The sequence below is a fragment of the Rhodococcus sp. NPDC058532 genome, assembly GCF_042719255.1.
In the GTDB taxonomy this organism is placed as follows: domain Bacteria; phylum Actinomycetota; class Actinomycetes; order Mycobacteriales; family Mycobacteriaceae; genus Rhodococcus_G.
This window is the reverse complement of sequence record NZ_JBHXNU010000006.1, coordinates 113,024-125,788: the sequence shown is the minus strand read 5'-3', so window position 1 is coordinate 125,788 and position 12,765 is coordinate 113,024. Positions and strand designations below refer to the sequence as shown.

The window sequence follows — 12,765 nt, the reverse complement described above, 5'->3', positions numbered from 1 at the left end:
GCGCCGTGCGTCCGGCCCGCGCAGCGGACCGGGCGCACGGCGCACGGGGGAGATCTAGTTAGCGACGACGTCGCCCGCCGAGGCGGCGTCCTTCGCGCGCTTGGCCGCATCGAGAACCGCGAGGTACCCGAAGGTCATCGCGGGGCCGATGGTGGCGCCGGGGCCCGCGTAGGTGTGGCCCATGACCGGCGAGCTGGCGTTGCCCGCGGCGTACAGGCCCTCGATCCAGCTGCCGTCCTCGCGCAGGGCGCGGCCGTCGATGTCGGTGCAGATGCCGCCCTTGGTGCCGAGGTCACCGGGGACCATCTTGATCGCGTAGAACGGCGCCTTGCCGATCTCGGCGAGGCTCGGGTTCGGCAGCCGGGGGTCACCGTAGTAGTGGTCGTAGCCGCTGTCGCCGCGCCCGAAGTCCTCGTCCTTGCCGTTGCGCGCGAACCCGTTGAAGCGCTCCACCTCGGCGGTCAGCGCGTCGACCGGCAGGCCCGCCTTCTCGGCGAGCTCGGCGATCGTGTTGGCCTTGACCACGATTCCGGCCTTGAGCCAGCGGCCGGGGAACGGGGTGCGCGGGGTGATGCCCGCGAAGGTGTAGCGGTTGCGGTAGCGCTGGTCGAGGATCATCCAGGTCGGGATGTTCTCGCCGGGGCCCTCGCCCTGACCGTAGGTGCCGCCGTACATGGTGTGCACGGCCTCGACGTACGGGGCAGCCTCGTTGCCGAACCGCTTGCCTGCGGTGTTGACCATCATGCAGCCGGGCAGGGTGCGCTCGGACAGCGCGAACCACGGGCCACCGGTCAGCGGGATGGACGGACCCCACCAGGCGTCGTCCATGAAATCGACCGCCGCGCCCAGCTTTTGGCCTGCGATGATGCCGTCACCGGTGTTCGCCTTGGCGCCGACCGTCCATTCCGTTCCGATCGGGGCGCGCTGGTACTTCTTGCGCATCTCGTCGTTGTGCTCGAAGCCGCCGGAGCCGAGGACGACACCGTGCCTGGCGTGGATGACCTGCTCGGTACCGTCGATCAGCACCTTGACGCCCCGCACCGCGTCGCCCTCGGTGTAGAGCTCGGTCAGCGGGGTGTTCAGCAGGATCGGCACCCCGGCGTCGCGCAGGCCGAGGCGCAGGCCCGCGACCAGCGCCTGCCCACGCACCAGCAGATCCTTGCCGGTCGCCTTGGCCTTGAGGAAGCGCATGCCGACCTTCATCGCGCGCATCGGGCCGCGGCGGTTGCGCATCAGCAGGTTGAGCCACTTGTAGTCGGCCTGGGTGATGACGAAGTTCTTGGGGCCCTTGACGTAGTCGGGCTCAAGGTTCTTGCGGTCCTCGCCGAGCCGGTTGCCGTCGAACACCTGGGGCTCGACCGACCGGCCGCCGAGGCGGCCGCCGGGGGCCTCCGGGTAGTAGTCCGAATAGCCCGGTACCCACTGCAGTTCGAGGGCGCTGTTGCGCAGGACGAACGAGAGCATCTCCGGTCCGCGATCGATGTAGGTGTCGATCCGCTCCGGCTCGACGACGTCGCCGATGATGCTGTGCAGGTACTTGCGCGCGTCCTCGACGGTGTCGGTGACGCCGTCGCGCTGCAGCACCTCGTTGTTGGGGATCCAGACTCCACCACCGGACCGGGCGGTGGATCCGCCGTAGTGGGCGGCCTTCTCGACGATGACCGCGCTGAGGCCGTGGTGTGCGGCGGTCAGGGCCGCGGTCATGCCCGCCGCGCCGCTGCCGACGACGACGATGTCGTATTCCTGCTTGCTCATGTAGAACACGTTATAGAATGATGTAGGGGTAGGTCCATGCTTTCTGCCAGGAACTATTCCGGACTACCGCGGAACGGCCTGGTCACGAACGGCAACACGTTCAGTTGCGGAAAAGGGGATGCCCGGTGTCCTGGGACATGTCAACCGACGTCGTGGTCGTCGGATGTGGGGTCGCCGGTGCGTCGGCGGCCATCGAGGCCATCGACGCGGGCGCGGAGGTCGTCGCCCTCGACCGGTTCGCCGGCGGCGGGGCAAGCACCATCTCCGGAGGCATCGTCTACGCGGGCGGCGGCACCTCGGTGCAGCGTGCGGCGGGCGTGGCGGACACCGTCGACGCGATGTTCGCCTACCTGAGCCTCGAGGTCGGGGATGCGGTCCGGCCCGAGACGCTGCGCCGATTCTGCGAGAACAGCGCGTCGACGGTGGACTGGCTGCAGGCGAACGGGGTTCCGTTCGAGGGATCGCTGTGCCCATACAAGACGTCCTATCCCACCGACCGGCACTACCTGTACTACTCCGGGAGTGAGGCGGCGGGCGGCTTCCGCGACGCCGCGGCGCCCGCCCCGCGCGGGCACCGCCCGAAGGGCAAGGGCACCTCCGGGAAGATGCTCTACCGTCCGCTGGTCGAGTCCGCGCTGGCCAAGGGGATGCGGCTGGAAACGCAGACCAGGGCGGTTCGGCTGGTCACCGACGACGCCGGCGCGGTGACCGGGGTCGAGTGCCTGAGCCTGCGGGACGCGCCCGCCGGGGTGCGGGCGAGGCACGCGCGGTTCGCGGCACTGTCCTCGAAGCCGGGCGTCTACTTTCCGCCGCTGCGCAAGGCGATGGACCGGCAGATGGCGCGGATCGAGGAGCGGTACGCGCGGCCCTTCCGAATCGAGGCCCGGTCCGGCGTGATCCTCAGCGCGGGTGGCTTCTTCGCGAACCGGGCGATGGTCGCCGAGCACGCCCCGCGCTACCTCGGCGGGCTGCCGCTCGGTACCTCCGGCGACGACGGCAGCGGCATCGCGCTCGGGGAGTCGGTCGGCGGCGCGACCGACAAGCTCTCGAACGTCTCGGCATGGCGGTTCATCGTGCCGCCGACCGCCTTCCTCGGATCGATCCTGGTCGATCGACGGGGCAACCGGATCGTCGACGAGTCCCGCTATGGGGCGGCCCTGGGGCACGCGATGATCGCCGAGGGGGACGGGCACGGCTGGCTGGTAGCCGACGCCGACCTGGTGACCGAGGCGCGGTCGCAGATGGGCAGCCGGACCACCTGGTTCCAGCGGGTGCAGTCCGAGACGATGACGCGGATCGACGGCACCACCGCGGGCACGCTCGACGAGCTCGCCGCGAAGGTGGGCATCGATCCGGCTGGCCTCGCCGCCACCGTTGCCGCACACAACGAGGCGATCGTCGCCGGGGCGACCGATCCGATGGGCAAGCCGGACGAATTTCGCCGCCCGATCCTGGCCGCGCCGTTCTCGATGTACGACGTGTCCCTGAAGAAGAGCCTGTCGAATCCGCTGCCAATGATCACGCTCGGCGGACTGGTCGTCGACGAGGACAGCGGCGAGGTGCTCGACCGGGACGGCGACCCGATCGTCGGACTGTACGCGGCGGGGCGGACCGCGGTCGGCATCTGCTCGAACTCCTACGTCAGCGGGCTGTCGCTGGCGGATGCCGTGTTCTCCGGTCGCCGGGCCGCATCACACGTTTCCCGTCGCGGAGTTCCCCGTTCCGGTACGGTCGCCGGCACCTGATTGCCGAATGCCACCATGAGGAACGACTATTGCTCACCTCCGATCTGCGTCTCACGGTCGCGGACCTGCTGCACGCCGCCGAGAAGGGGCTCGCCCCGATAGCGCCCCTTTCGGTGACGTACCCCGCGATCGATGTTGCCGACTCGTATGAGATCCAGCTGATCAACATTCGCCGTCGCATCGCCGCGGGGGAGCGGGTGGTCGGGCACAAGGTCGGGCTGACCGCCGAGGCGATGCAGCAGATGTTCGGCGTCACCGAACCGGATTACGGGCACCTGTTCGACACCAGGGAACTGCGCGAGGACGCGCCGGTCCCGTGCGCGAACTACCTGCTGCCGCGGGTGGAGGTCGAGGTGGCCTTCATTCTCGGCGCGGACCTGCCCGGTGCCGGGTGCACGGCCGACGACGTGCTGCGGGCAACGGAATTCGTGATTCCGTCCGTCGAACTGATCGACTCCCGCATCGTGGACTGGCAGATCGGGCTGGTCGACACGATCGCCGACAACGCCTCGTACGCCGGCCACGCGATCGGGGCGGCCCGGGTCCGGCCCGCCGATATCGACGTGACCGCGATCGACGCCACCCTCACGGTCAACGGTGAGCAGGTCGCGGCCGGGCGCAGTGATGCGGTGCTCGGCAACCCGGCCGCCGCGGTGGCCTGGCTCGCCAGGGAGGTTGCCGACTACGGCGTTCGCCTCCGGGCCGGGGACATCGTGCTGCCCGGATCGTGCACGCGGGCGGTCGATGTCCGGCCGGGTGACCGGGTCCGTGCGGACTTCACCGGGCTCGGATCGGTGTCGCTGCAGTTCGTCTAGCCGTCCTCCGGCGGCCAGGCCGGCAAACGGTGAAGGGCACTTTCGCCCGGCCAGGCCGGGTAAAAGTGCCCTTCACCATGTGGGGGTGCGGGTGGCGGTCAGGGATTCGGGTCCCGGACCTCGACGATGCCCTCGAGCACCGCGTGGTTGATGCTCGCGACCAGGCGCGGGCAGGTCTGCCGGGACCCGGTGCTCCCGCCCGCGCCCGCGAACTCCGGGCACACCGTTGCCGGATCGGACTGCCACTGGATGCTGGTGTGGTTGAAGCTGTTCTTGCGGACCAGCACACAGGTGTGGCAGCTGCGGCACTCCACCTCCTGCAGCCCATCCTCGAGATAGGTGTGCAGGTCGACGGCGGTCTGCGCGCGAATGGCCTCGACCCGGGCCGGGTTGTCCGCGAAGTCCGGGGCCTTGGACCAGGTCGAGGTCATCGTCTACACGCCCGTCTTGTTGTCGGATTCGGCGGCGGCCTTCTCCTCGGCCTGGCGGGCGAGGTTTGCGTCGACCTCGCGCTGCCACGCCTCGACGGCCTTGGTGGTGTCGATCTCGAACTCGAAGCGCTGCGTCATCTTCTCGTCGACGTCGGCGATGTCGACGTAGAACTGCTCGTACCACCGGCGCAGCTGGTAGACCGGGCCGTCTTCCTCGCAGAGGAGCGGGTTCTCGATCTTGCTCTTGTTCTTCCAGATCGCGACGTCCTGCTCGAAGCCCATCGCGACGCCCTCGGTGAACTTGCGGGCGAGCTTGACCGAGGTGGCCTCGTCCAGGCCCTTGGGCTTCTCGACGCTCACGCCGTACATCAGCATGAACGAGTCCTGGGTGATCGGGTAGTGGCAGTTGATCAGCAGGCTCTCGACCTTGAACCCGCTGTAGTTGTTGTGCAGCCAGTTCACCATGAAGGACGGTCCGAAGTACGACGCCTCGGAGTCCAGCACCGAGTCGCCGTACTGGGTGCCCATGGTCCCGACGTCGGGCCTGCCGTGGTTCTGCAGGTACTGCGTCGCGACGTGACCCTCGAAGACGTTCTTGAAGTACTTCGGGAAGCCGAAGTGCACGTAGAAGAAGTGCGCCATGTCCACGACGTTGTCGACGATCTCGCGGCAGTTGGAGCCCTTGACCTCGAGCCGGTGCCACTCCCAGTCGGTCCACTCGTCGGTGAGCACCTCCGGAAGCTCCGGAATGGTGACGTCCTCCGGCGGCTGGTTGCCCTCCGCGTCGTGCCACACGTACAGCATCTTGTTGCGCTGCAGGGTGGTCCACGACCGGGTGCGCGCCAGCGGCGGAACCCGGCGGGCGTAGGGGATGTCGGTGCACTTGCCGTTGCCGCCCCAGCGCCAGTCATGGAACGGGCAGGCCACCGAGTCGCCCTTGATGCTGCCCTGGCTGAGATCGCCACCCATGTGCCTGCAGTACGCGTCGAGGACGTTCAGCTTGCCCTCGCTGTCGGCGAAGACGACGAGCTTGGTGCCGAACGCCTCCACCGCGTGTGGCTTGCCGTCCTGGAACTCTCGCTCGAGTCCGATGCAGTGCCAACCGCGGGCGAACCGGGTCGGCGTGGTGCCCACGTCGATTTCCCGCACCTTGCGGGGGGTGGGTGCGCCGCTCGTCTGCGTCATCTCTGCCCTCACATCCCTTCGTCTTCCTGTACTAGAACACGTTATAGAACCCGGCAGCATTTCGCTAGATTTCACGGCGAGTCGGTCGTGTCGTGAACGTCTGACCTGCGCTGCATCGCTCCTCTCGACACAAATGGGAACGTGTTCTAGTCTCAGGTGCGAAGGTGAACCGCCTGCAATGCGAGATCCACGCGCGGCGCGTATCGACACCCCCAACCGACATACACCCATATCGACACACATGAGGGAGCGACCAGTGAGTGAGCACGACAGTCACGTGGTGATGGAGAAGCTGAACGAGCTACTGCCGGCCTTCCGCGAGCGTGCCCAGGAGACCGAGGATCTGCGTCGCATCCCGGACGAGTCGATCAAGGCGTTGCAGGAGGCGGGCTTCTTCAAGCTGCTGCAGCCGAAGCAGTGGGGCGGATACGAGGCCGATCCGGTCACCTTCTACACCGCGGTCCGCAACATCGCGAGCGCCTGCGGCTCCACCGGCTGGGTCGCCGGCATCATCGGCGTGCACAACTGGCACCTGGCGCTGTTCGACCAGCAGGCGCAGGAGGACGTGTGGGGCACGGACACCGACGTCCGGATCTCCTCGTCCTACGCGCCGATGGGTGCCGGTGAGGTCGTCGACGGCGGATACAAGGTCAACGGCTCCTGGGCCTGGTCCTCGGGCTCCGATCACGCGACGTGGGTCGTCGTCGGCGGTCCGGTCATCAAGGACGGCCGCCCGGTCGACTTCGGCAGCTTCCTGATCCCGCGCGAGGACTACGAGATCGACGACGTGTGGAACGTGGTCGGCCTGCGCGGCACCGGCTCGAACACCGTCGTCGTCAAGGACGTTTTCGTGCCCCGGCACCGCTTCCTGAGCTTCAAGGCGATGAGCGACCTGACCGCGCCCGGTCTGCAGCAGAACACCGCCCCGGTCTACAAGATGCCGTGGGGCACCATCCATCCCACCACCATCTCCACCCCGATCGTCGGCATGGCCTACGGCGCGTACGACGCCCACGTCGAGCACCAGGGCAAGCGGGTCCGCGCCGCGTACGCGGGCGAGAAGGCCAAGGATGATCCGTTCGCCAAGATCCGGATCGCCCAGGCCTCCAGCGACATCGACGCCGCCTGGCGTCAGCTGTCCGGCAACGTCGCCGACGAGTACGCCCTCCTGTTGGCGGGCAAGGAGATCCCGATCGAGCTGCGACTGGCTGCCCGACGAGACCAGGTCCGCGCCACCGCGCGGGCGATCGCGTCGATCGACCTGCTCTTCGAGAACTCCGGTGCCACCGCCCTCGCGAACGGCACCCCGATCCAGCGCTTCTGGCGTGACGCCCACGCAGGCCGGGTGCATGCGGCCAACGACGCCGAGCGGGCCTACGTGATGTTCGGTGGCGCCGAATTCGGCCTGCCGCTGACCGACACGATGGTCTAGGAGAACGCCCGTGACAGTTACCGACGAACTCACGTACGAGTCGACTTCCCGGTTCGCCCAGGTCCGCGAGGATCTGAAGCTGCACTACCACGAGGCGGGCGTCGGAAACGGCCCCACCATCGTGCTGCTGCACGGCGGCGGCCCCGGTGCGTCGTCGTGGTCCAACTTCGCCAAGAACATTCCGGTCCTTGCGGAGCGATTCCACGTCATCGCGGTCGATCAGCCCGGCTACGGCCGCTCCGACAAGCCGACCGAGCACCCGCAGTACTTCCGGCACAGTGCATCGGCGCTCAAGGATCTGCTCGACACCCTCGGCATCACCGATCGCGTGCACCTGCTGGGCAATTCGCTCGGCGGCGGTGCGGCGGTCCGGTTCGCGCTGGACCACCCGGACCGGGCGGGCCGGCTGGTGCTGATGGGTCCCGGCGGGCTGAGTGTCAACCTGTTCGCGCCGGACCCGACCGAGGGCGTGAAGAACCTCGGCAAGTTCAGCTACCAGCCGACCAGGGAGAACCTTGAGGCGTTCCTGCGCATCATGGTGTTCGACCAGAAGCTCATCACCGACGAGCTGATCGACGACCGGTTCGCGGCGGCGAGCACGCCCGAGTCCCTCGCCGCGGCGAAGGCGATGGGCAAGTCGTTCTCCGGCCCGGAGTTCGAGCTCGGGATGCTCTGGCGCGACGCGTACAAGCTGCGTCAGCGGGTGCTGTTGATCTGGGGCCGCGAGGATCGGGTCAACCCGATCGACGGGGCGCTGGTGGCGCTGAAGATGATTCCGCGCGTGCAGCTGCACGTGTTCGGCGGCTGCGGGCACTGGGCTCAGCTCGAGAAGTTCGACGAGTTCAACCGGCTCGCATCTGACTTCCTACTCGAAGGGGGCAAGTAGATGAGTATTCGCGCACTGGCCTACCTGCGCATCGAGTCGACCGACATGGCGGCCTGGCGCGAGTACGGGCTCAAGGTGCTCGGCATGGTCGAGGGCAAGGGCAACCCCGAGAACCTCTACCTGCGGATGGACGACTACCCGGCCCGACTGGTGATCGTCCCCGGTGAGCGGGACGGCCTGTACTCGACCGGCTGGGAATGTGCGAACGCCGAAGGCCTGCAGGAGATCCGGGAGCGGCTCGCCAAGGCCGACTGGGAGTTCGAGGAGGGCACCAAGGAGGAGGCGGCCGAGCGCAACGTCGTCGAGTTCATCACGTGCCGCGACGCCTCCGGTTCCCGCCTGGAGATCTTCCATACCATCGCCCTGCAGCACCGCCGGATCGTCAGCCCGTACGGACACAAGTTCGTCACCGGCGAGCAGGGGCTTGGGCACGTGGTGCTCGCAACCAAGGACGATGCCGCGGACCTCGAGTTCTACCGGGACGTGCTCGGGTTCAAGCTGCGCGACTCGATGCGCCTGCCCCCGCAGGTCGTCGGCCGTCCGGCGGACGGGGACCCGGCCTGGCTGCGTTTCCTCGGCTGCAACCCGCGGCACCACAGCCTGGCGTTCGCGCCGCTGCCGAACCCGAGCGGGATCGTGCACCTGATGGTCGAGGTGGAGAACTCCGACGACGTCGGACTCTGCCTGGACCGCGCGATCCGCAAGAAGGTCAAGATGTCGGCCAGCCTCGGCAGGCACGTCAACGACCTGATGCTGTCCTTCTACATGAAGACGCCGGGCGGATTCGACGTCGAGTTCGGGTGTGAGGGGCTTGAGGTCGAGGACGAGAACTGGATCGCGCGCGAGTCCACCGCCGTGAGCCTGTGGGGCCACGACTTCACCGTCGGGTTCAAGTAGTGACGGCGCCCGAACCCGGAACCGGCGCGGCCATCGACCCGCGTCAGTTCCGAAACGTCCTCGGACAGTTCTGCACCGGCGTCACGATCATCACGACCGTGGACGACGGGCAGCCGGTCGGGTTCGCGTGCCAGTCCTTCGCGGCCCTGTCGCTCGACCCGCCGTTGGTGCTGTTCTGCCCGACCAAGGGGTCCCGCTCCTGGGCGGCAATTGAGCGGACCGGGAAGTTCTGTGTGAACGTCCTCGCCGAGGAGCAGCAGGACGTGTGCGCCCGGTTCGGATCCCGCGAACCCGATAAGTTCGCCGGGATCGGGTGGGAGCCGTCGCCGCTCGGGTCGCCGATCATCGAGAACTCGCTCGCCCACATCGACTGCACCGTCGAGACCGTGCACGACGGCGGTGACCACTACGTGGTCTTCGGTCGCATCTCGTCGATGAGCGAGGTCAAGACGGAACGGCCGTTGCTGTTCTACCGCGGTCAGTACACCGCCATCGAGCCGGAGAAGACCGTGCCGGCGCCGTGGCGGGACGACCTCGAAGCGTTCCTCACCGCGACCACGGAGGACACCTGGCTGTAGCGGCACCGCCGCACACGCCACCACATACCCGGAGGGGCGACAAAGGGCCCGTCCACACGAGAGATCGTGTGGACGGGCCCTTTTGGCTTCCCCCCGCACCACCACCCCAATGTCCGACTGAACGGAAGCGTTCAGTCGATCAGATCGAATGAATGTGCCGTTCGCTCGCCGGGATGCCGGCGGCTCTGCGGCCCTCCCACCGGCGTGCCGGGCGAGGCGATCCGCGGGCGGTTGTCAGATCTCGAACTCCGCGGAGGTGCCGGTGAACGGCACGACGACCCCGCCCGGGTCCTTGCGGTCGCCGAAGTGCAGGATCCGATAGCGGCCGCGGGACGTTCCCGCGGGCACGTCCCAGCTGATCGTCGCGACCGACCCGTTCGGTCCCTCGCGGCGCCACCGGTACCGCGTGGACCAGTCCCCGTCATCGGCATGCCGGACCCACCGCCCGCCGTCGCGACGCTGCACCTCCAGGTATGTTCCGCCGCGGTGCAGGTTGTTCTTCGGGTGACCGGTGGCGAACTCGACGACGACGCGGCTCCCGACCTCGACCCGGGCCGGGGGCTGAACCAGGGCGTCACCGAAGGAGCGGCCTGCGGGCGGGGCGTCGACGGGGAAGTCCGCGCCAAATCCGGGCTGGAACGCAGACAGGTCCCGCGGCGCAGGCCCGCGGGGGACGTCGATGCCGTCGCGCAGGGCGCCAGCGAGCCGCGCGTAGCCCTGCTGGTAGGCGGGCAGGGTGTTGCGCCCGAAGAGCGTCGAGCCGCCCTCGTACTGCTGTGCGTCGTACTCCTCCGGGGTGGTGCAGTAGCTCGAGTACGCGTTCGCGTAGCCGTTGAAGATCACGTTCTCCAGCGGCACACCGAGTTCCTCGGCGACGGTGCGGCGGATCCGCAGTCCCGAGACGATCGTGAACTCGGCCGGGCCGCCGACCACGTAGACCTCACCGATGCGGAGGATCTGGATCTTGAGCACGTGCGGCACCCAGCCGTCGGGTGGCAGCAGTCCGACCGGAACCAGCACCAGCTTGGGCGCCTGCGCGTCGGCGAGCCACTGTGGGGTGGTCTGCTCGGCACCGCCAAGGGCGCCAAGGAGCGGATTGCGGGTTCCCTCGGTGAAGATCTCGATCGCCGGCCCGTCCTCGGTGCTGCCCGCGGCCATTGCCGCGCCGATGCACGCCGGCGCCGTCCGTCGGGGCTGGCCGTCACCGGTGTACCGGCCGTCCACCTCCTGGTTGGCCATGTCCAGGTACATGATTCGGCTGTCGACCACGGGGGAGGAGAGGGGGGATGCACCGTCGAAGGCCTCGCGGGCGGCCGCGACCTGACGTTCGCCGATGATCCGGGCGTTCTCGAACTCGTCGTCGGTGGGCCCGGTGCCCGGCCGGAGGTCCAGGTTCGGGGACATGTCGCCGGTGTTGGTTTGGGGGAAGCACGCGACGAAGCCGGGGGCCTCGTCCAGGTAGCGCACGCCCGCGACATCGTGCTCCCAGAAGTAGGCCGCAGCCCCCTTGTTGTCCCCCGACACCAGGTGGTTCTCGTTGGTCAACGATGCGCCGTGGGTGGGGAACCAGGCGATGGCCCCGACATTCTCGTCGCCGCGTCCGATCCGGAGCACCCGCATCGCGGTGTCGATGCCCAGCGGGTAGTAGTCCTTGTCTCGCTGCGGGTTCCGATCGAAGGCCGCGCGGGACCGGTTGACGCTGGCGTCGCGGAGTTCGCTGCGCCCGTATGCGAGCGTGCCCGTCGCGAGATCGTCGTGGGCGGCGCTGATCGCCTCCACCATCCCGTCCACCTCGGCATCGAAGACCTGCGGCTGAAACCCGAGGGTGGCCAGGCTGTATGCGTAGTCGTGCGATGCACCGCCACACGCCGCGTGCGAGTGCACGGCGGTGAGCATCACGTTGCTCTCGGTGTAGAGCGGACCGTACTTCGCGGCCAGTCGGGCGAGGACCGCGTCGTGCACGGACTGGAACACCATGCAGGTGTCGGCGCAGGCGTAGACGACGCGACGGTCCTCGGTGTCGGCGAAGACGTAGGCGCGCACCCGGGTGCGCTGGTGCAGCCCCTCGGTGCGTTGGTCGAACTGTGAGTAGCCCATCATGCCGTTCTCGGCGACCGGACCGGTCACGTCGGCGCGGCCGACACCGACCCGGAATCCCACGCCCGCGCGGCCGTTACCGGGTGTCGAGGGGGCTGGGCTAGCGTTGGCGGCGCCGGAGGACCCGGCAACGGCAGCGAGCACCGGTGCGGTCGCGGCGCAGGCGAGCACACTGCGTCGACTGATCTTCACGAGGAAATCCTTTGGGAGGCTGTCGAAAATACAATCTGGTCAACTGTCCAGCTGACAGCACACACGACCGGAGTGCGGTTTGGCAAGACCTTGTGCAGGCCTTCTGTCGTGCCGCGGGCGGGACTACGATGAGAACGCCAGTAGGTCGTCACCGGGACCGCCGGGGCAGGCATCGAGCGGCGCGAACGCCGCGACAGCAGCAACCGTCCCGAACATCGTCGGGCCCTGCCCCCGGCCGCCGCTGGGCGATCGTCACCGCCGTGTTCGTCGGTCGAGGATGAGCACGCACTCGCGAGGCAGGAAGCGTCATGGCAAGGACACTGAGAATCGAGGAATCGATCACGATCGCCCGCCCGCTCGGCGACGTGTTCGACTACCTGTCGAACCCGGCGAACGCCACCGCGTGGAACAGCAACGTCGTTGACTACAACACCCAGTCTGGCCAGCCGGGCGAGGCGGGCTCGACGGCGGCCTATGTCGCCAAGGTTGCGGGACTGCGGCTCGACGGTGAGGAGGAGGTGGAGGTCCGCGAGGCGAACAAGCACCTGCGGTACCGCTCGACGCGATCGAAGATCGGTTACGTTCGCGACATCGACTTCGCCACCGACGGAACGGGAACCAGGGTGACCCTCAGTCAGGAGTCGGAGGCGGGCACCGGGATCTTTACGTTCGCCGACTCGATCGTCCAGAAGCTGTACGCGCACGACGTTCGGGGCAACCTCGAGAAGGCGAAGACCATCCTGGAGTCGTGA

Annotated in this window: 11 protein-coding genes; 7 read left to right on the top strand and 4 right to left on the bottom strand. The window is 68.2% G+C overall.

All coding sequences use genetic code 11. The features are described 5' to 3' along the window. Positions 1 to 54 precede the first annotated feature (54 nt). Positions 55 to 1,755: a 3-oxosteroid 1-dehydrogenase gene (gene kstD, locus ACFWQG_RS09740; protein ID WP_378507405.1), complete on the bottom strand. Its 1,701-nt coding sequence runs from the start codon at positions 1,753 to 1,755 to the stop codon at positions 55 to 57. A 137-nt stretch (positions 1,756 to 1,892) separates the two neighbouring features. Here kstD and ACFWQG_RS09735 point away from each other — a divergent pair, with 137 nt between their 5' ends. Together ACFWQG_RS09735 and ACFWQG_RS09730 are read left to right on the top strand one after the other, a co-directional pair. Then, positions 1,893 to 3,500, top strand: a complete 1,608-nt coding sequence (locus tag ACFWQG_RS09735; protein WP_378507404.1) for an FAD-binding protein — start codon at positions 1,893 to 1,895, stop codon at positions 3,498 to 3,500. 29 nt (positions 3,501 to 3,529) lie between these two features. Further along, complete coding sequence (locus ACFWQG_RS09730) at positions 3,530 to 4,315, top strand: 2-keto-4-pentenoate hydratase (RefSeq protein WP_378507403.1); 786 nt, start codon at positions 3,530 to 3,532, stop codon at positions 4,313 to 4,315. 98 nt (positions 4,316 to 4,413) lie between these two features. Here ACFWQG_RS09730 and ACFWQG_RS09725 read toward each other — a convergent pair whose 3' ends face one another. Beyond that, positions 4,414 to 4,746, bottom strand: coding sequence for a hypothetical protein (locus tag ACFWQG_RS09725; RefSeq protein ID WP_378507402.1), 333 nt, complete (start codon positions 4,744 to 4,746; stop codon positions 4,414 to 4,416). Between the two features lie 3 nt (positions 4,747 to 4,749). Then, positions 4,750 to 5,931 (bottom strand): Rieske 2Fe-2S domain-containing protein, encoded by a 1,182-nt coding sequence (locus tag ACFWQG_RS09720; RefSeq protein WP_378507401.1) that lies wholly within the window; start codon positions 5,929 to 5,931, stop codon positions 4,750 to 4,752. A 256-nt stretch (positions 5,932 to 6,187) separates the two neighbouring features. Here ACFWQG_RS09720 and hsaA point away from each other — a divergent pair, with 256 nt between their 5' ends. The 4 genes from hsaA to hsaB are packed head-to-tail and all read left to right on the top strand — an operon-like array spanning position 6,188 to position 9,724. After that, positions 6,188 to 7,363 (top strand): 3-hydroxy-9,10-secoandrosta-1,3,5(10)-triene-9,17-dione monooxygenase oxygenase subunit, encoded by a 1,176-nt coding sequence (gene hsaA / locus ACFWQG_RS09715; RefSeq protein WP_378507400.1) that lies wholly within the window; start codon positions 6,188 to 6,190, stop codon positions 7,361 to 7,363. Between the two features lie 10 nt (positions 7,364 to 7,373). After that, positions 7,374 to 8,249 carry a 4,5:9,10-diseco-3-hydroxy-5,9,17-trioxoandrosta-1(10),2-diene-4-oate hydrolase gene (gene hsaD / locus ACFWQG_RS09710; protein WP_378507399.1) on the top strand — a complete coding sequence of 292 codons (876 nt, stop codon included), beginning with the start codon at positions 7,374 to 7,376 and terminating at the stop codon, positions 8,247 to 8,249. Continuing rightward, positions 8,250 to 9,146, top strand: a complete 897-nt coding sequence (gene hsaC, locus ACFWQG_RS09705; protein WP_378507398.1) for an iron-dependent extradiol dioxygenase HsaC — start codon at positions 8,250 to 8,252, stop codon at positions 9,144 to 9,146. After that, a complete protein-coding gene (hsaB, locus tag ACFWQG_RS09700) occupies positions 9,146 to 9,724 on the top strand; it encodes a 3-hydroxy-9,10-secoandrosta-1,3,5(10)-triene-9,17-dione monooxygenase reductase subunit (protein WP_378507397.1) in 579 nt (192 codons plus the stop codon). Before hsaC ends, hsaB begins: the two co-directional genes overlap by 1 nt. Positions 9,725 to 9,958: 234 nt before the next feature. On the opposite strand, the gene ACFWQG_RS09695 is transcribed toward hsaB, so the two are convergent. Then, positions 9,959 to 12,013, bottom strand: coding sequence for a neutral/alkaline ceramidase (locus ACFWQG_RS09695; RefSeq protein WP_378507396.1), 2,055 nt, complete (start codon positions 12,011 to 12,013; stop codon positions 9,959 to 9,961). A 308-nt stretch (positions 12,014 to 12,321) separates the two neighbouring features. On the opposite strand from ACFWQG_RS09695, the gene ACFWQG_RS09690 reads away from it, so the two are divergent. Further along, positions 12,322 to 12,765, top strand: coding sequence for an SRPBCC family protein (locus ACFWQG_RS09690; RefSeq protein WP_378507395.1), 444 nt, complete (start codon positions 12,322 to 12,324; stop codon positions 12,763 to 12,765).

Excerpts from the sequence above, each read along its gene's own strand:
- ACFWQG_RS09720 (WP_378507401.1), bottom strand. The coding sequence starts at position 5,931 with ATGACGCAGACGAGCGGCGCACCCACCCCCCGCAAGGTGCGGGAAATC.
- ACFWQG_RS09690 (WP_378507395.1), top strand. The coding sequence starts at position 12,322 with ATGGCAAGGACACTGAGAATCGAGGAATCGATCACGATCGCCCGCCCG.
- ACFWQG_RS09735 (WP_378507404.1), top strand. The coding sequence starts at position 1,893 with ATGTCAACCGACGTCGTGGTCGTCGGATGTGGGGTCGCCGGTGCGTCG.
- ACFWQG_RS09725 (WP_378507402.1), bottom strand. The coding sequence starts at position 4,746 with ATGACCTCGACCTGGTCCAAGGCCCCGGACTTCGCGGACAACCCGGCC.
- kstD (WP_378507405.1), bottom strand. The coding sequence starts at position 1,755 with ATGAGCAAGCAGGAATACGACATCGTCGTCGTCGGCAGCGGCGCGGCG.
- hsaC (WP_378507398.1), top strand. The coding sequence starts at position 8,250 with ATGAGTATTCGCGCACTGGCCTACCTGCGCATCGAGTCGACCGACATG.